An 18,658-nucleotide genomic window follows, 5' to 3' on the forward strand; every position below is an offset into this window, starting at 1 on the left:
CGAGAGCTAGAGCCATATCTGTCTCTAAATCGACTTCTGGATGGAATCTTATACCGCCTTTATAGGGTCCTAGAGCACTGTTGTTTTGAACTCTATATCCTTCGAACACTACGAGCTTCCCATTATCCATTCTAACCGGTATGGAGACGATTAGAGAACGCTCCGGATACTTCAATCTTTCGTGAATATCGGGATCTAATTTTAGGATCTCGGCCGTAATTTCGAGCTGTTTTAAGGCATTTTCTAAAGGATTTATAACTTTACTCAAAGACCAGCACCATCACAACAGTAAAAATTTTTTATTTATTTATCTATTTCGCCATTTTGCAACTCTGTTAGATATTAACGCCGCAATTATACCAGCAGGTGTTCCACCATCTATATTCACAACCGCTAACCCTAAAGAACAGGATTGGAGCATGGCAATCAATGCACCGATTCCATGCCCTCCAAAACCGTAGCCAACCGATCTTGGAACAGCTATCACAGGAACGTTCACCATACTGCTGACCACCGAGGGTAATGCACCTTCTCTACCAGCCACTACGATGATTACATCTACATCCTTCTCAGCCATATTTTTAAGTGCAGGGAATAATCTATGAATGCCGGCGACACCTACATCGTACTCGGTGATAACTTCACAACCCATCTCTTCAGCCATAATCCTAGCCTCTTCAGCTACGGGGATATCTGCAGTGCCAGCTGCGATGATGCCGACCCTTCCTCCTGTCTCTCTCACCTTATAACCTTCCTTCTTTATTATTATGACCCTTGCATCACGATTTAGTGTAACATTAAAACCGTTACGAAATCTCCTCTTTACGATCCTAAATAACTTATCATCGACTCTACTGATGATCGCCCTTCCCTTCTTCTCTACAAAAGCTTCGGCGATGCGTAGAGTATCATTCACACTCTTGCCTTCTGCGAGGATGATCTCAGGAACTTCCTTTCTTTCTTCACGTGATATATCGATCTTCGCGATACGTCCGACCTCTTCGATGGCATTTAACCTTAAGAGTTTCTCAGCCTCATCTAATGAAATCTCGCCTTTAACCAATCTTTCCAGTATATCCCTCAATTAACTCACCCATCGATATGAAAAAGAAGCAAATGAAATTATAAAAAATAGGGGGTGTTATAAGCCAATGCTCGAGATAGCGGCCTTTATAGTCTCGACACCCTTCATAAATATCGATCTCTCTTCATCATTCAACTTCAACTCTATGATCCTCTCCACACCATCTTTACCGAGTACAACTGGTACACCAATACAGATTCCATTTACACCGTATTGACCATTGAGATAGGTCGATACGGGGTATACCGATTTTCTATCGTTCAGGATGGCATCTACCATCCTAACTACACTCTGAGCCGGCGCATACACAGTAGCACCTTTCAATGCTATCACTTCAGCAGCTATCTTTCTCGTCCTCTCGATCGCTTCTTTCACCTTCCCCTCATCTAAAATTTCTAGTATCGGTATACCACATACAGATGTATATCGGGCGAGGGGTAGCATAGATTCGCCATGTTCACCAATTACTAAGGCCTGTATGCTAGATGGTGCTATATTCAACATCTCGGCCAATATCGATCTGAATCTAGAAGAATCTAAAACCCCTCCCATCCCGAAGACTCTATTTGTAGGAAAGCCTGTAACCTTCAACGCTACGTAGGTCATGACATCTAGGGGGTTGGTGATCATCAATACCAAAGAGTTGGGTGCATACTTTGCGATCTCTTTCGATACCTGCTTAATAATCTCCGTATTTTTATTCAGTAGATCCATTCGAGTCATACCGGGTTTTCTAGGAAAGCCCGCACTGACGATTACAATATCTGATCCTGCCATATCTTTGTAATCGTTAGAACCTTTGACCTTTACATCAGTTCCTCTTGCTGCAGAGAATTGTCCTATATCTAGCGCTTCACCTTTAGGTAAACCTTCAATTATATCTATGAGTGTAACATCGTCCAAACCTTCTGCCACGATTTGTGTAGCGACCGTACTGCCGATCCTTCCACTACCGATTATCGTGATCAATTCCATAATCTTATGAAATTACTAAGATTTATCTGTTTTTGTAAACATAAAGGTTAAACCAAGATTGGTACTATTAAGATTGGGGTTAAGGATGCTCTCACGTAGATACATACCTTGGACGAGTATCAGGTCTTGGTCATGTCTGATGTGTGGGGAGTGCTGTAGACAATTTAAGATAATCCTCACACCTTACGATTACGCTAAAATCTCTAAAAGATTCGGTTATGAGTACATCTACATCGACAATCTAGGAAATCCCTGTATCAAAAAGGTTAATGATAATAGATGCGTATTCCAGAATGCGAGTAATCTTTGTTCATTACAACCACTAGGTATAAAACCCCTCGCATGTAAGATGTGGCCATTTATGATTCATAAAGATCCTAGGTTTGAACATAGAGATGCGCTCTTCCATTACAAAGGTGAAGATTACTATGTGTATGTCGATAGATCGTATCCTTGTCCAGGGATAGGTAAGGGAGATTCTGAGAAGTTGTACCGAACGATAGTCGAATTGATAGAGATCCAACACAACCCCTTAAAGCATCAATTATACTCTACATCGATGCGTAGATTAATAGAGAGCAAGAGTGTTGTGAAGCACGATCGTAAAAGTATCCTTGGTAATTAAATAAATTTATTTTATTCCATTTTGAAGAATACTTTGAGTTGAATATACTCGTCATCGATCCACAAGTGAGCGGTATATCTGGTGATATGATTTTAGCAGCCCTCATCGATCTCGGAGCGAATGAAAAAAGGGTGATCGATGCGATGAAATCGTCTGCAAATTATCTTAAGGGAGTAAAGGATCTTGAAGTAAATTTTCGTGATGTGAATAGGCACAATTTCAGGGGGAAGCAGCTCGATATGAAGGTCCATGAGATAAAGGAGGAGAGGTCTGGCAAAGAAATTAAAGAAGCGATCTTAAACACCGTTAAAGCCCTCTCACTCTCAGAAAGGGCAGTAAAATTCTCTGAATCAGTTATAGATACATTACTTTCAGCAGAGGCGAAGATTCATAATGTAGAACCTATAAATGTTCAACTTCACGAGTTGGGCTCTATAGATACAGTAGCAGATATCGTGGGAGTTACGGTAGCGGCCGAAGATCTCGGCCTATTCGATGGTTATGAAAGGTACTCAACCCCGATCGCTATAGGAGGCGGTATAATCAACATGGCACATGGGATCTTTCCTGTACCTAGCCCTTTAACACTCGAGATTCTGAGAGCTAAAGGATACATTATAGTGGGCGGGATGGTCGAAGCTGAATTGACCACTCCCACTGGAGCATCGATCCTTGTCAATCTCACAGATAAATGTGTTCCATTCTATCCGATGATGGTACCTTCAGCTATTGGTTATGGTGCTGGTGCAAAAGACTTTCAGAAAGTGCCCAATATACTCAGAGTAGTCATAGGTAAAGCTTTAGAATCAGAACCAACATGCATAGATGAAGTATCTATTCTTGAGACGAATGTAGACGATGTAAGTGGTGAAGTTCTGGGCCATACTGTAGAGAGGCTGCTTGAGGAAGGGGCTTACGATGTTTCATTCATTCCGATGTTCACGAAGAAGAACCGTCCAGGCTACATAATAAGGGTTATCGGTGACAAAATCGATGCGGTCAGGCTATCCAATATTCTATGTATGGAGACCGGTACGCTCGGTGTACGGATTTTAAATGCCACACGCCACATAGTCAATAGAGATATTATTCCTCTAGACATTCAATTTCGTGGAAAGAGATACGTGGTAAGGGTCAAATTGTCCAAGGATATTCACGGGAATATCATCCAAGTGAAGCCAGAGTACGAAGATGTGAAGAAGCTTTCGAAGGAATCTTCTATACCATTGAGGATTGTGATGGAAGAAGTAAGAGAAGAGGTTCGAAAGGAGCTTTCGAAGAAAGGTTATTAAATGGATATAACGCAGTTATTACCAATGTATAGATTAGACAATACTGTTGAGCAAAAGTTACAGAGGCTCATCGAGTGGTTCAAATCGAAGGGCAAAGTTTTGGTTGCACTTTCAGGTGGTGTAGATAGCTCTGTAGTAGCTGCTGTAGCAAAGCTAGCCCTAGATGATAAAGTGGTGGCAGTCACATCAAATTCAGAGATCAACGATCCGAATGATCTGGAGGATGCGGTTAAGATTGCCAAATTTATAGGGATACGCCACATAGTATTGAAGACGGAAGAGCTGCAGAATCCGTGCTTTGTATCGAACCCACCAAACCGTTGTTACTATTGTAAAAAAGAACTCATCTCTAAATTGAAAGAGATCGCTATGAGAGAAGGGGTGGATACGATCGTGGATGGTACGAATGCAGATGATGTAAAGACTCACCGCCCGGGTTTGATGGCACTCTATGAAGAAGGTATCTGTAGCCCATTGGCAGAAGTCGGTATAACTAAAGATGAAGTTAGAAAGATCGCGCTCTTTCTAAAATTACCGAATGCGCATAAACCATCGAATGCTTGCCTTTCATCACGCATCCCATACGGAGAGAATATCACCTATGAAAGGTTAAGGCGTATAGCCGAAGCTGAGGCATTCATAAAAGAGGTTGCGAATGTTAGAGTGTTGCGTGTTCGAGATCATAATGGAATTGCAAGGATAGAGGTGGGTAGAGATGAGCGTAAGAAACTCTTTAGTGAAGAATTGATGGAGAGTATCGATAAAAGGTTGAAAGAGCTCGGTTTTAAATATGTTACGATGGATCTCTTAGGATATAGGACTGGGAGTATGGATGAAGCCTTAGATAATCTAAAAAACTTGAGATAATTTTAATATTCATAATAACAATTCTATGAAAATTCATTTTATTCGAAGGGCATCAAGGTTAAATTATACCAAAGTAGTAAGTCAAAGATAGTCAAAGGGGGTTTTAGAGACTGAAGTATAGAAAAGGCATATTAGATGTAGAGACGATTAGAAAGGACTTCCCAATCTTAAGGCGAAGAATCAACGGTAAACCACTAATATACTTTGATAATGCAGCGACATCACAAAAGCCTAAACAGGTCATAAAGGCGATTTTAAAGTACTACTCACTCTACAATGCAAATATTCATAGAACTGTACATACACTGGGTGTAGAGGCTACCGAGGCCTATGAAAATGTCAGAGATAAAATCGCTAAATTCATCAATGCGAAGTATCGTGAAGAGGTCCTATTCGTCAGAAATACTACGGAAGCGATCAATCTGGTCGCTTTCAGTTGGGGTAGAGCGAATATCAGCAAGGGCGATACGATAGTATTGACCGAAATGGAGCACCATAGCAACATAGTGCCATGGCAGCTATTAGCGAGAGAAAAATCGGCCCATCTAAAGTATATAGGTATAACTGATGATGGGCTTCTTAAGAAGGAAGAGATGAAGGCGTATTTAGAGACTCATCCGAAGATATTGGCCATCACCCATGCATCTAACGTACTGGGGACGATCAATCCGATCAAAGAAATCGTTAAGTATGCACATAAGAATGGTGTGACTGTACTTGTTGATGGTGCACAGAGCGTACCACACATGCCGGTCGATGTGCAGGATCTGGATTGTGACTTTCTGGCATTCTCAGCCCATAAGATGTTAGGGCCTACGGGTGTTGGTGTGTTATATGGAAAAAGAGAACTGTTAGAAAAGATGGAGCCATATCAGGGAGGAGGGGATATGATCAAAGAGGTGCATCGAGATTATGCGAAATGGAACGATCTCCCTTGGAAGTTTGAGGCTGGAACATCGAATATTGCGGATGTGATAGGATTTGGTGTCGCGATCGATTATTTAAATAAGATAGGGATGGATAACGTAAGGGCTCATGAGATAGATATCACATCTTACGCATTAAAGAGAATGAGTGATGTAGATGGGTTAAGGATCTATGGCCCTATGGATGTCAATCAGAGATGTGGAGTAGTCTCCTTCAATATAGATAATATTCATCCTCACGATGTCGCTACACTTCTTGATGGTGAAGGGATAGCGATAAGGTCGGGCCATCTCTGTGCCCAACCATTGATGGAGAGGCTCAACGTACCCGCTGTGAATCGGGCCAGCTTCTACATATATAACACGAAGGAAGAGGTCGATACGATGGTCGAGGTCTTAAAGAAGATAAAAGAGGTGTTCAAGATTTGAGCATCTATAGAGAAAAAGTAATCGATCATTATAAGAACCCTCGTAACTTCGGTAAATTGGATGATCCCGATGTTAAGGTCAAAGAGTCCAATCCTTTATGTGGTGATGATGTAGAGCTTTACATTAAGCTAAACCCTAACGATGGTAGTGTTACAGATGTTAAATTTAGTGGGAGGGGTTGTGCGCTCAGTATAGCTGCCACATCGGTCCTAACCGAGATGATCTCTGGAAAGAAGCTCGATGAATTAAAGCGATTGAATAAGAAGGATATAATGAAGGCTTTAGAGTTACCAGACCCGGGCCCAGCGAGGATAGAGTGTCTACTCCTCCCTCTTAAAGCTTTAAAGCAAGGTTTGGCTGAATACTCATCTAAAAATCCCTTCAAAAGAAGGTCTGAGGGTGAAGCTCAACGTTAGTGTCAGATTTGGTGCCGGATTTGGTGCCGGATTTTTTAAGAAAAAAATATTTTTTTAGCGAAGATCGACACCAATCTGTAAAGGTGTGGATAGTTATCGATCGATTACAAAATCCCTCGATAAAATTCCTAAAAGTATTTCATGTTTGATGGTTATATATGGCTATATATGGCTCTTCCTCATTCCATAAATTAAGAGAATCAGCCCGATGAAGAGTATGATAAGTGGTAAGGTGTAAACGATCGTCCATGCCATCTTACTCCGCCACGCTATGAAGAGGATGAAGGGTGAAGCTAAGATTAGGATGATCGCAGATGCCTTTATAGCTTGATTTAGAGATATTTTACTCAACCTTACATTCGGACTTATCAAGTACGATATGAAGATCAAAAATATAGGGTAGATCAACGGGTACCTCCCTCTGAGGAGTAATTCGACGATACCTCCAGGGTTAAAATGGCCTAAAGCAACATATGCGGATAAAAGGGCGAGTATAACACAGACGATCGCTAACAGTTGCATCCTACGAACATTCTCCTCGAGCTTCACAACCCTCTTATCGGGCGGGCTTAAATAAACCTCTATGAGAATCGCCACGCATACGATCAAAAGGCCGATTAGGAAGATGTACGGATCTCTACTCACCGTTAAATATACATCGATAAGAGGGGAGCCACTTTGCCACAATAAAATACCGTAGATGCCATTTAATATCAATGGGGTGAGGTAGAGGATGAATGCAAGATCTTCGATGAAATCGATCCTATTCAAATTTATCAAGCTTACTGTATAAAGCATTTAACTTTTTAACCTTTTCACTCTTTGGTGAGGATCTTTCTCGCAAATGTGAGGTATGCCGTATGACCGATCATCCTCATGACGGGCCTCGTCATACCCATACGTGCTTCCAACCCTCGAACCATTACCTCCATACTTTCGATATCGATGAAGCCGCGAGCTTTCAATTCTTCAACCAACTTTTCCACTTGATTCATCGTCGGTGAAATTGCGGCCAATGAGCCCCCTCCCTTTAAAGCATTATACATGGGTTTTACTAGGGACCATGGATCACCCACATCTATAATGGCTACATCTGCACCTACCACATCTAAACCCTCTCTCGCATCGGCTTCTTTCAACGTCACATATTTACTCAATCCCGCCCTTTCTATATTCTTTCTTGCCAATTCGAGGAATTCTTTTCTTATCTCGTACGAATACACATGTCCATTCGGTCGGACGAGGTTTGCAAGAAACATGCATAATGCACCACTACCAGTCCCAGCTTCAACGACTATACTGCCAGGCGATACACCCGTTTTGACCGCGATCATACCCATATCCTTAGGATAGACTATCTGTGTCCTCCTTTCTGCCTTCAAAGCATAATCTTCAATCGTGGGCTTTAGGGCCCACAGAGTCACTCCGAGGCTCGATACAACAGAAGAGCCGTAAGGTTGCCCGATGAGCGAATTGAGTGTTATATACCCTACATGTGTATGAATCTTCGCATCCTTCATAATCTTAACGAGCCACTTCCTCTTTCTATCTAGGTATAGAAGAATGTGATGGCCCTCTTGAATTATATCGTTAGATGCCAACCTTACCACATCCTCTTAAAGCCCTTATCTTGTTTAAAGATTTTAATCGATACTTAGAAAAGCCCACCATTTTATGAATTGGTAAAGTTTATAACGCAGAGTGTTCTAAGCTCCCCTACATCGGAATGAAGTCGAGTCGAATCGAAAGACCGATGAACGAAAGGGAGGTGAGATTTAAGATTGAATGAGAAGGAAGAGCGAACGGTAAGAGAGCGGCAACGATTCTCACGATCGTACTTTAAACCGAAGCCGGTCAAGTTGGGTGATGAATTAGAGGTAACTATATCTGAGATGAGCCGTAGAGGAGACGGTTTGGCTAGAGTTCAAGGGTATGTAATATTCGTACCGAATACGAAGCAGGGAGATCACGTGAAGATTAGGATAACTCAAGTCAGACCTACTCATGCCGTTGCTCAGGTCGTGTAGAAAAACGAATTACTACGAACCTATCCTTTTATTCTCCCTATTATTTATTAAATTCTTTTTTCTTATACTAAATCTTCATCACTCCCTATACGTTGCGCGAGCTTACCTGGGATCTTTATATCTAGCTTAAAATCTTCGGGCCTTACTTTATCCGTAGTGACCCTCTTTACCACAAGGCCGCAGCGATTTTGAGGGAGCATCTTTGCCCTTATGCATAGGGCATAGGAGCATGAAGGGCCGATACAACTTTCATTGATCCAACTGCACCATATGGTATTGCCACGTATCAACAATGCGCGTTTTCCACATTTGAACCACACACATCGAGGCCAGCAGAGACCTTCTGGACTGGGACCTTCGTGAGGCAAGTGGCCGCACTTAGTCTTTTAATAGGATAGCATAGGTTAAAAATTTTTCTAATGAATTTCTGTAATTAAGTTTAATAATGAAGCTATAAGATGGGCAAGGCAAATATAACAAACATAACATAGCGATTTGATTTAGATATAATTATATATGGTTCGACTGTTCATCATTTAATGATCAAGGTCAGATGGGTAATATTGGCAAGGAAGCGATACTCTATAAACAACTCGCTGAAGGTAGGGTAAGGTGTACCGCTTGTGCAAGATACTGTAATATACCGAAGGATAAGATCGGTTTTTGTGGAGTTCGAAAGAATATCGATGGTAAGTTGTATCTGATGGTTTATGGTAAGATCATCACTGCCCATGTAGACCCTATTGAAAAGAAGCCATTTGTCCATTACATGCCCGGATCGAAGGTATTCTCCATAGCCACCACTGGCTGTAATTGGCTCTGCCATTATTGTTTAAATTATGATATTAGCCAACGTAGGAAGGTTGAAGGTAAGGATATTGAGCCTGAAGAAATCGTCGATTTAACAAAGAGGTACGATTGCCAGGGGATCGCTTATACCTACAATGAACCCATAATCTCGATAGAGTTTTCGCACGATGTTGGTGTAATCGCTAGGAGGGAGGGGTTGATCAACCTTTACGTATCGAATGGTTATGCTACACCGGATGCGGTGAAGATGATGGGTGAATTCCTCGATGCCATTACGGTCGATTTTAAAGGAAATGGTGAAGCAGAATTCCTCCGTTTGTATGCTGGTGTACCGAGCCCTGAACCGATATTTCAAACTCTATTAGAGATTAAGAATAGCACGAATATCCATATAGAGATTACCGATCTGGTAGTGCCCAAGGTTGGAGATGATTTGAATGAGGCACGTAAACTCTCCAAATGGATATATGAAAATTTGGGGCCAGATACACCAATACACTTCCTCAGATTCCATCCAGATTACAAATTGATACACCTTCCATGGACACCTGTAGAGACTCTAGAAAAGCATTATCAAGTAGCGAAAGAGGTCGGCTTAAGATTTGTATATCTGGGCAATATCCCCGGCCATCCACTCGAGCATACGTACTGTCCAGGTTGTGGTAAGATCGTCGTAGAAAGATTCGGTTTCGATATTACAGGCTGGTATTTGGATGAGCATAACAGGTGTATAAAATGCGGGTATGAGATACCTATCGTAGGTAAGTTGAATAAAGAGGGTTTAGAGGATCGATTTATTCCCGTCATTTAAATCTTTGAGAAGATATTTCATTCTTACTTTTGTACTTCCTCTGAATGATAGACTCTGCAAATCTATCTTATTGAATATGCAATGTAATTAAACTTAAACCCTGAGCAATTCCGTAAATTCTGAAATGCTCCCCATTCTATCGAGCCTATAGACCGCTTTCACCACCTCTTTGGCCCTATCCTCTCCCAATATATTTGAAGAGGCCGAGAGGAACTTTTCCTCTACTTCTTCATCGGTCATAGGATTCTTGGGATGGCCTCTATGGTATAACGTTCTGTGAGAATATGTAGAGCCATCTTTAGTCTTGATTTCCACCTCTGCCGCAGGATAGATCTTTGGGTCATCGAGTTCAGGAGATATCTCTAACTTCACTTTATCGATCAATTCGAGTACCCTTCGATTCGAATATAAATCATCTCTGAAGTGCTCAGGTTTCACATCACCCTCTAGAAGTGCCAAAGCTATGATAAAGGGTGCGCTATGATCTGCGGTCTCTTTATTCTTAGGATACCTCTTTACAGGATCGCCCACATGTCTTACACTCCTCTTGTTACTCCTCACCAGTATGCTATCTACTTCTAAAGGATCTATTTGGCAATTTCTAGCCAGATTTACCGTAGCATCCGCAATCCCCAAGGCTGCACCACATACCGGATAAGGTTTCAGCCTTGTCTCTAAAATCCATGGTCTGCTTCTACCTTTCAATAACTCATCTAACTCTACTTCTTCCCTTAAAACGGACTTTATGAATCCCTTCTCCCCTTCAAATACCCTTTTTGACCCAGTGAAGCCATTTTGTGCTAAGAGAGTAGCTGTAAAGGCGACCTGGGCCGATATTGGGCATGCGATATTCTTTACCATGCTGTACTCTTCCCCTTCCGCATCGATTATGCCCAAGGTCGCTTGGCAGGCAGAAATCCCTAGAGCATTTGTGAGTTGCTCTGAGTTCATTTTTAAGAGCTTCCCTATTACCAACGGCAGTATCGAATAGCTCAACGTGGAGAAATGCCAACCTTTCGCCGATAGGCTTGATGAGCGTATAGAAGCACAGAACCTTCCAGAGAGCTCATAACCGATGAAGACGGAGAGTAGAAAATCCTCTCCTGAAGAATTTTCTCTTTCAGATACCGCTAACGCTACTGGAATCGTTTCACTCGGGTGTATTAATGAGACAAAATCTGATATCGGTATAGCTAAATAATCCATATACTCCGATTGTCTTAATGCTACTCCATTAGCTAACATCGCATTGACACAGGACGATCTTTTATTTACTCCTATGATCGTAGCTTCCTCCTTCGTTGAAGATTTCAACGAGAAGCTCCTCGTTATCGTGGCCGATGGGCTTGAGAAACCGTACAGGATGCATGCGAGCGTGTCGAGAATGCACCGCTTTACCATCTGTATTGCTTCATCATCTATATCGGAAAAATCGATACCTTCTACATAATTGGATAAATATTCTGAAATGGTCCCCATTTTACCTCTATTACTCGATTGAAGTTAATAAATTTTAAAGTAGGAGTTTTAGCTCTTTACCATACCATTTTTGAAAGGTAGAAATTTTGCAGGTATTTTATGAAATTTTGCACCATTAATAAGATTTTATAAGAATCTCACACTCACAGAGCCGAGCCGATCGAAGGTAGCCCTAAAGTTATCTCCTGACTTTACGGGCCACGCTCCAATCAGCGAGCCCGAGATTACGACTTCACCAGCCCTCATTGTAATACCATGCTCCGAAAGTTTATTCACCAACCATGTGACGGCATAGGCTGGATTACCGAAGACGGATGCACCCGCTGCCGTGGTGAGGACTTCACCATTCTTCTCAAAGACTAAACCGATATGTCTTAAATCGACTTCATAGATATCTGTAAGCCTCCCGCCCAATATCACATGGGCGCCCGCAACGTTATCTGCTACCATATCTTGTATCTTTACCTTCCAGTCCTTGATTCGACTATCGACAACTTCGATAGCTGGAAGAATACCTATGGTCGAAGCCAAGATTTCAGCAACGGTGACTGGCCCTTTAAGATCTCTGCCCAAAATAAATGCCATTTCAGCCTCGATCATAGGTTGTATGAGTTTATCCATCTTTACCACCTCACCTTCTAAAAGTACCATACTCTTCATTAAATGGCCGTAGACCGGCTCATGAATACCGAAGGTCTTTTGTGCAGCACGTGAAACTAAACCGATCTTCCTACCGATGATAGTATCGCCACGTTGGATCTTTTTCTCTATAATGCTCATCTGGACTTTATACGCATCATCGATCGTGAGCTCGGGGTATCTGGAAGAAATGGGTTCTATAGGCGAACGATTATCTTCAGCCATCAATAATTCGATCGCGATCTTCTCAACCAGATCTTTACTGACCAATCTTAAAACCTTAAGGTATGGGTTGTATAACGATGAATAAAAACTTAACGATTCTGAAGCTTTAATCGAATTCTATAAATCCTTTTTTGTTTTAACCTTACATCTGACCAGACCACAAATCTTTATAAATATACCTATATTAAGTGATTAGTGATCGGTATGAATAAAGCAAAGGATTTAAGAAGGCTCCTTGAAGGGCCTGGGATCATAATCGCACCTGGCGCTACCGATGCATTCGTGGCAAGGATCATAGAGAGCCTGGGCTTTAAAGCGATTTACGTGACTGGTGCAGGTATAGCGAATACCTTGGGCTTTCCAGATATAGGCCTTACTACGATGAATGAAGTTGTAGATAGAGCTAAGATCATTGCAAGGGCTGTAGATGTACCTGTGATATCGGATGCAGATACGGGGTATGGTAACGCGATCAACGTGATGAGGACTGTGAGGGAGTTTATAGATGCTGGTGTCGCCGCGATTCATATAGAGGATCAGGTGATGCCTAAACGGTGTGGACACTTTGAAGGTAAGAGCGTTATATCAAAAGAAGAGATGGTAGGTAAGATAAGAGCAGCTGTAGAAGCGAGAGGTGATGACGATCTTGTGATCATAGCGAGGACCGATGCGAGGGATGTGTATGGTATCGATGATGCGATAGAGCGAGGCAACCTTTACGCTAAGGCGGGTGCCGATATGATCTTCGTAGAGTCGCCAAGGAGCATCGATGAATTGAAGAGGATAGCGAGTGAAGTAAAAGCTCCTTTACTTGTAAATATGGTGGAGGGAGGTAAAACACCTTTAATACCAGCGAGTGATCTTGAGAAGATGGGCTTCAAGGTAGTGATATATCCGAATACTGCCTTGAGGGCTGCGGGTTATGCGGTAAGGGAGGCTTTAAGAGTACTGAGAGATGAAGGCGTAACGACATCTATATTGAATAGGCTTTTAAGTTGGGATGAAAGGCAGAACCTGGTCAGATTGCCCTATTACAGAGAGCTCGAGAGAAAGTATCTGAGTGTATAGTCGAAGTAAATTAAGAAATTTTGAATTTAGTGGAGAATCAACCTATCGGTTATTAAACGAAGAATCTTAACGAGTATCTGATATCATATATACGATGTTTTAAAAGTTTAAATCTAAAGAAGAGAAAAGAGTATTGATCTATAATGGTTATGAAGAGTATTCCATGTGTGATTATGAGAGGTGGAACTAGTAAAGGAGTATTCTTTAAAAAAGAAGATCTCCCTCAGGATGATTTTGAGAGGGATAAAGTAATTCTAAAAATATTCGGTAGCGGGGATCCTATGCAGATCGATGGGCTTGGGGGGACACATACTCATACGAGCAAGACGATGATCGTATGGAGATCTGATAAGCCCGATGTCGATGTCGATTATACATTCGGCCAAGTCGGTATAGAGAAAGCCTTTATTGATTATACGGGAAATTGTGGGAATCTTACTTCAGCCGTGGGCCCATTCGCCATCGATGAGAAGATCATCGAGGCTAAAGAGCCTTATACAGTGGTTAGAATGTATAATACAAATACGAAGAAGAGGGTCGATGCAAAAGTTCCTATCGAGAATGGTTTTACAAAGTATGAAGGTGATTATTGGATAGATGGTGTTCCAAACCCTGGTGCAAGAATCGATGTAAAGTGGTATGAGCCGGGAGGAGCGGTCTCGGGAAAGTTACTACCAACGGGAGAGCCTATAAATAAGATCGATACGGGTGTTGAAGTTATCGAAGGTTCCATAGTAGATGCTGCAAATCCAGCCGTATTTATAAGGGCGAGAGATGTAGGTTTAACTGGTAAAGAACTCCCGCATGAGATAACTAAGGATATTCAGATAAAGCTTGAAAGGATTAGAAGCAAGGCTGCAGAGATGATGGGTTTAGTAAAAGATGCTAAGGAGGCTACTGAAAAGTCGCCTCACTTCCCATTCATAGTGATAGTAGGTGAAAAACAAGATTATAGGACTGTAATGGGAGATGTTGTGAAAAAGGATGAGTACTCTGTACTTGCACGGCTCTTCTCCTTACAAAAGATGCACCATGCCTACGCTGCGACTGGTGCGATATGTACGGGAGCGGCAGCGAAGATTCCAAATAGTATAGTGAATCAGCTCTGTGAAGGAAAAGGGGATAAGGTTATAATCGGACATCCAAAGGGAGTGATAGATGTAGATGTGGAAGCGATACCGAGTGGAGAGAGTGTAGAGATTAAGAGTGTGACTATAGGAAGGACAGCAAGAAGGTTGATGAGCGGTATCGCCTACTATATCCTATAATATCCTATTAGAGTTAAAATATTTGAGTCTATTCGTATGCGAGAGAGCGATATAGATGGTAGATGAACTACCTATTTTCTTCGGCCACCTCTTTGGTGGTGCGTACAGCACCGATGAGATGAATAAGATTTGGAGTGAGAGAAACTTCGTTCAAAAGATATTGGATATAGAAGCTGCATTGGCAAAGGCCCAGGCAGAATTGGGGATAATACCGAAATGGGCAGCTGAAGAGATTATCAATGCTGTAAATAGAGGATTTCCGCCTGAAGAAATAGCGAAGGTAAAGAGTAAAGCGAAGCATATTATGGTCTCTACAATCTACGCTTTTCAAGAGAAGCTCGGAGAAGCTGGTGAGTATTTTCACCTCGGCCCTACAACCCAAGATATACTCGATACATCCTTAACACTTATGATGATCGATTCACTAAAGGTGATCATAAGTAGCTTACGTGAATTTGAGAAGGCATTGATCGAACAGGCGGTGAAGTATAAGGATGCTGTGATGGCTGGTAGAACCCATGGTCAGCATGCGGTCCCGATCACCTTCGGTCTAAAACTTGCAATCTGGGCTACGGAAGTAAGGGAACATATTGAGAGATTAAAGTCTGTATTGGATAGGATCGGTTATATTAGCCTCTCAGGGGCCGTAGGTACGATGGCTTCCTTCGTAGCTATAGTTGGATACGATGAAGGTAAGGTCTTTGAAATGCTCGAGAGAACGGCGAAATACTTAGGTCTTAAAGCGCCTCATATAGATTTGCATCAAAGGATGGATAGATTCGCAGAGGTCGTGAGTGTAATGTCTTTAGTATCAAGTAGTCTAGGGAAGATAGGTCTTGAAATTAGAGACTTATCGAGAGAAGAAGTTAAAGAGGTCTTCGAGCCTTGGGTTATGGGTATACATGGTAGTAGCACGATGCCTCAAAAGAGGAATCCCGAGCCGAGTGAGTGGCTCGAAGGGATAGCAAAGATCGTCAGAGTATTTCCCGTTAGTATGAATAGCGTTACGATGCAGCATGAAAGAGATGCAACCCGTACAGCTTCACAATTTTTAGTATTACCTCTAACCTTTATGTTGACCCATGCCCAGATCAAGTCTGCCATCAGAATAATTGGTGGTTTACAGGTATTTACAAAAAGGATGTTAGAAAATATGATGGTCTCAAAAGGTTTTATGGCTGCTGAGCCAGTTATGTTAAAACTTGCCGAAAGGACGGGTAAGAAGGTAACGGCACATAAAATAATTTATGAAGTTTCCCAAAAGGCCATAGAAGAGGGTAAGAGTTTCAAGGAGGTACTTTTAGAGAGTGAGGAGGTGATGAAATACCTTAGTAAAGCCGATATAGAGAAGCTCGTTGAGTTAGAGAGATATATCGGAACATCGATCAGGCAGATAGAAAAGATCGTCAATGATATTAAAGTTAAGAGGGATGAAGAGGAAATAAATAAATAAAAAGAAAAAATAATTATGAATGAGTGATTGCTTGATCGAATGATCGCTTGATGATGGATTGTGCTATTCTATTAGAATGCTATAATCGGGCTGAGGCTCCATCGCCGCATTACGACCTATAATTCTGCCTAAAACGAGGTTTCTTGCGATCCCTGTTCCACCCGGATAATTATTATAGAATAGGCCTCCTACAAGGTCGCCCGTAGCGTAAAGTCCAGGTATAGGTTTACCCTCTGTACTTAAAACCCTACCATTTAGATCGATCTTTAACCCCCCGAATGTAAATGTTATACCTCCCCTCGCTGGATACGCATAAAATGGAGGTGTATCTATCTTTATAGCCCAATTAGACTTCGGAGGGGTTATACCTTCTGTATGAAGACCGTCCTTCTCCTTCGGGTTGAATACTCCTTGAATCACATGATTATTAAATTCATTTACAGTATCCTCGAGAGCTTCAGGGGGTACGTTTATCTTTATCGCAAGCTCTTTGATAGTTTCTGCGATGAACGGCTCGGTCGGAGGCTTTGGATACAGGCCTGTAACTTTAGCATCGTGAATAGCGTAAGCGATACCATCGGGCTGCTCTAAAATGAGCCTACCGAATTTTGCATAAGTCAAGGTATATACATCTTCACCTTCATCGAGGAACCTCCTTCCATACTTATTAACTAAGATACCATAAGGTATACAATCTATTCTATAACTGGTTCCACAACCGATCTTTGGTGCTCTTGCATCCATAGATGCACAGTGAAAGTCTTGAAAGGCACCGGTTACGCCCGCTCCAATCCTTAAGGCCATGTTTAACCCATCGCCTGTATCGTACTTTGTACCTCTAAGGAGTGGTTTATTAGTTAATTTTACATATCTTGCCAACATTTCTTCATTAGCCTGAAAACCGCCACATGCCAAAACGATGGCCTTACCTAAGAATATCATGAAGCCTTCTTTTCCCAAGGCTCTCACACCAACGACCCTTCCATGAATATTCCTGATAAGGCCCTCTGCCTTCATTTCATAGTAGATATATCCTCCCTTTTGCTCCACATACCGGCGTAATGTATTAAGAAGGCCTGGGCCTGCTCCTTCTACAAACCTATGAGTGCGTTCACTGTGTAGATGGTGCACTCGCGTCCATCTAATACCCATCATATTAAGCCAAGGTACGATTTCCCTACTGCCTTTAACGATGAGCCACGCTAGCTCACGATCGGCCTTGCCATCGGTAACTTTCATTATATCGTTAAAGAATTCCTCTTCACTATAAGTACCGTATATATAAGGTTCATCGGGCCCATCATGTACATGCCTAAAGGCCCCTCTATCATTGTACAGATTATTCCCACCCGCTTCCTCCTTCGGAGCCTTTTCTAAAATAACTACAGATGCACCATGCTCCAAAGCTGAGGCTGCAACAGAGAGTCCAGCCACTCCGCAGCCTACAACTACCACATCATATACTTCTCTTTTTATAATGTTGAATAAATCTTTAGATAATATTAGCATCTCTTATTTTAGAAATTTTCTCGCTCGCTCAGCAATCGCATTGGCCATCTCTAAAGTACCCGCAGAGCCACCCATATCATAAGTCACATACTTTCCTTCTGCGATCACTTCTTCAGTGGCATCGAATATAGCTTTTGCACATGCTTTTTCGCCAAGATATTCGAGCATCCATGCGGCAGAGAGTATCGTGGCTGTGGGATTCACTTTGTATAAACCTTTGTATTTGGGCGCACTTCCATGTGCTGGCTCGAACATCGCATACGTATCTCCAAAATTTCCAGAATATACGCAACCTATACTAGCTATGAGTGCTGAGCATTCTTCCGATATCACATCCATAAAGAGGTTAGTACCTAGTATTACATTCTGATTAAACCTCTGGGGATTCTTTACCAACTGCTGAGCCATATTATCTATAAAGTATTCTTCATAAGTTATACCAGGGTAATCTTTTGAGACCTTATCGACAGATTCGATGAAGATACCATCGGTCTCTCTCAAAATGTTGCGTTTGGTCACGACTATGATCTTCTTCCAACCTTTCTCCTTTGCAATTTCGAAGGCTTTTCTTGCAACCCTTTCAGATTGCTTTCTTGTAATCTTTCTCACAGCGATCGCTACATCGTCTGTAAGTCTATGCTCTATACCACTATAAAGCCCTTCGGTCGTTTCTCTGACACATATGAAATCGACTTCTCCAAGAGGGCCTACCAAACCCTTAAAGGTCTTTATCGGCCTTATATTCGCATAAAGAT

20 protein-coding genes are annotated in these 18,658 nt (G+C 41.9%); 10 read left to right on the top strand and 10 right to left on the bottom strand.

Features of this window, described 5'->3' with window-relative positions:
* The 3 genes from NZ896_03675 to mdh form a co-directional block, all read right to left on the bottom strand.
* Nucleotides 1-268: glutamate dehydrogenase (locus NZ896_03675; protein ID MCS7116551.1), on the bottom strand; the 268-nt coding region annotated here is incomplete at its 3' end.
* Between the two features lie 39 nt (nucleotides 269-307).
* On the bottom strand, nucleotides 308-1,084 hold the full coding sequence (gene larB, locus NZ896_03680; protein ID MCS7116552.1) for a nickel pincer cofactor biosynthesis protein LarB: 777 nt from the start codon (nucleotides 1,082-1,084) through the stop codon (nucleotides 308-310).
* Nucleotides 1,085-1,141: 57 nt separating this feature from the next.
* On the bottom strand, nucleotides 1,142-2,059 hold the full coding sequence (gene mdh / locus NZ896_03685) for a malate dehydrogenase (protein MCS7116553.1): 918 nt from the start codon (nucleotides 2,057-2,059) through the stop codon (nucleotides 1,142-1,144).
* A gap of 58 nt (nucleotides 2,060-2,117) precedes the next feature.
* Here mdh and NZ896_03690 point away from each other — a divergent pair, with 58 nt between their 5' ends.
* The 5 genes from NZ896_03690 (at nucleotide 2,118) to NZ896_03710 (ending at nucleotide 6,614) form a co-directional block, all read left to right on the top strand.
* Nucleotides 2,118-2,684 carry a YkgJ family cysteine cluster protein gene (locus tag NZ896_03690; GenBank protein ID MCS7116554.1) on the top strand — a complete coding sequence of 189 codons (567 nt, stop codon included), beginning with the start codon at nucleotides 2,118-2,120 and terminating at the stop codon, nucleotides 2,682-2,684.
* 38 nt (nucleotides 2,685-2,722) lie between these two features.
* Nucleotides 2,723-3,976, top strand: coding sequence for a nickel pincer cofactor biosynthesis protein LarC (gene larC / locus NZ896_03695; protein ID MCS7116555.1), 1,254 nt, complete (start codon nucleotides 2,723-2,725; stop codon nucleotides 3,974-3,976).
* 24 nt (nucleotides 3,977-4,000) lie between these two features.
* Nucleotides 4,001-4,843, top strand: coding sequence for an ATP-dependent sacrificial sulfur transferase LarE (gene larE / locus NZ896_03700; GenBank protein MCS7116556.1), 843 nt, complete (start codon nucleotides 4,001-4,003; stop codon nucleotides 4,841-4,843).
* Between the two features lie 128 nt (nucleotides 4,844-4,971).
* Nucleotides 4,972-6,198 carry a cysteine desulfurase gene (locus tag NZ896_03705; GenBank protein MCS7116557.1) on the top strand — a complete coding sequence of 409 codons (1,227 nt, stop codon included), beginning with the start codon at nucleotides 4,972-4,974 and terminating at the stop codon, nucleotides 6,196-6,198.
* The gene (locus tag NZ896_03710; GenBank protein MCS7116558.1) at nucleotides 6,195-6,614 is read left to right on the top strand and encodes an SUF system NifU family Fe-S cluster assembly protein; all 420 of its coding nucleotides are present in this window, start codon (nucleotides 6,195-6,197) and stop codon (nucleotides 6,612-6,614) included. The genes NZ896_03705 and NZ896_03710 overlap by 4 nt, the downstream gene beginning before the upstream one ends.
* A gap of 162 nt (nucleotides 6,615-6,776) precedes the next feature.
* On the opposite strand, the gene NZ896_03715 is transcribed toward NZ896_03710, so the two are convergent.
* The gene (locus tag NZ896_03715) at nucleotides 6,777-7,385 is read right to left on the bottom strand and encodes a hypothetical protein (GenBank protein ID MCS7116559.1); all 609 of its coding nucleotides are present in this window, start codon (nucleotides 7,383-7,385) and stop codon (nucleotides 6,777-6,779) included.
* Nucleotides 7,386-7,429: 44 nt separating this feature from the next.
* Nucleotides 7,430-8,224, bottom strand: coding sequence for a tRNA (adenine-N1)-methyltransferase (locus NZ896_03720; protein ID MCS7116560.1), 795 nt, complete (start codon nucleotides 8,222-8,224; stop codon nucleotides 7,430-7,432).
* Nucleotides 8,225-8,395: 171 nt separating this feature from the next.
* On the opposite strand from NZ896_03720, the gene NZ896_03725 reads away from it, so the two are divergent.
* Nucleotides 8,396-8,641, top strand: coding sequence for a TRAM domain-containing protein (locus tag NZ896_03725; protein MCS7116561.1), 246 nt, complete (start codon nucleotides 8,396-8,398; stop codon nucleotides 8,639-8,641).
* 62 nt (nucleotides 8,642-8,703) lie between these two features.
* Here NZ896_03725 and NZ896_03730 read toward each other — a convergent pair whose 3' ends face one another.
* Complete coding sequence (locus NZ896_03730) at nucleotides 8,704-9,009, bottom strand: hypothetical protein (GenBank protein MCS7116562.1); 306 nt, start codon at nucleotides 9,007-9,009, stop codon at nucleotides 8,704-8,706.
* Nucleotides 9,010-9,194: 185 nt separating this feature from the next.
* On the opposite strand from NZ896_03730, the gene amrS reads away from it, so the two are divergent.
* Nucleotides 9,195-10,262 carry an AmmeMemoRadiSam system radical SAM enzyme gene (gene amrS, locus NZ896_03735; protein MCS7116563.1) on the top strand — a complete coding sequence of 356 codons (1,068 nt, stop codon included), beginning with the start codon at nucleotides 9,195-9,197 and terminating at the stop codon, nucleotides 10,260-10,262.
* A 93-nt stretch (nucleotides 10,263-10,355) separates the two neighbouring features.
* Here the strand turns inward: amrS and NZ896_03740 are convergent, their stop codons facing one another.
* Both NZ896_03740 and NZ896_03745 read right to left on the bottom strand, forming a co-directional pair.
* A complete protein-coding gene (locus NZ896_03740; protein MCS7116564.1) occupies nucleotides 10,356-11,741 on the bottom strand; it encodes an MmgE/PrpD family protein in 1,386 nt (461 codons plus the stop codon).
* Between the two features lie 126 nt (nucleotides 11,742-11,867).
* Entirely contained in the window at nucleotides 11,868-12,650 is a 783-nt protein-coding gene (locus NZ896_03745) for a fumarylacetoacetate hydrolase family protein (protein MCS7116565.1), read from the bottom strand.
* Between the two features lie 159 nt (nucleotides 12,651-12,809).
* Between NZ896_03745 and NZ896_03750 the strand changes: the two genes are divergently transcribed.
* The 3 genes from NZ896_03750 (at nucleotide 12,810) to purB (ending at nucleotide 16,394) form a co-directional block, all read left to right on the top strand.
* Complete coding sequence (locus NZ896_03750; GenBank protein MCS7116566.1) at nucleotides 12,810-13,673, top strand: oxaloacetate decarboxylase; 864 nt, start codon at nucleotides 12,810-12,812, stop codon at nucleotides 13,671-13,673.
* Between the two features lie 149 nt (nucleotides 13,674-13,822).
* Nucleotides 13,823-14,941 (top strand): hypothetical protein, encoded by a 1,119-nt coding sequence (locus NZ896_03755; protein MCS7116567.1) that lies wholly within the window; start codon nucleotides 13,823-13,825, stop codon nucleotides 14,939-14,941.
* A 55-nt stretch (nucleotides 14,942-14,996) separates the two neighbouring features.
* Nucleotides 14,997-16,394 carry an adenylosuccinate lyase gene (purB, locus tag NZ896_03760; GenBank protein ID MCS7116568.1) on the top strand — a complete coding sequence of 466 codons (1,398 nt, stop codon included), beginning with the start codon at nucleotides 14,997-14,999 and terminating at the stop codon, nucleotides 16,392-16,394.
* A 63-nt stretch (nucleotides 16,395-16,457) separates the two neighbouring features.
* On the opposite strand, the gene tcuA is transcribed toward purB, so the two are convergent.
* Both tcuA and NZ896_03770 read right to left on the bottom strand, forming a co-directional pair.
* Entirely contained in the window at nucleotides 16,458-17,849 is a 1,392-nt protein-coding gene (tcuA, locus tag NZ896_03765; GenBank protein MCS7116569.1) for an FAD-dependent tricarballylate dehydrogenase TcuA, read from the bottom strand.
* A 57-nt stretch (nucleotides 17,850-17,906) separates the two neighbouring features.
* Nucleotides 17,907-18,658 (bottom strand): isocitrate/isopropylmalate family dehydrogenase (locus NZ896_03770; GenBank protein MCS7116570.1); only part of this gene is annotated, 752 nt, incomplete at its 5' end.

The sequence above is a fragment of the Nitrososphaerales archaeon genome (genome assembly GCA_025058425.1).
Classification (GTDB): domain Archaea; phylum Thermoproteota; class Nitrososphaeria; order Nitrososphaerales; family JANXEG01; genus JANXEG01.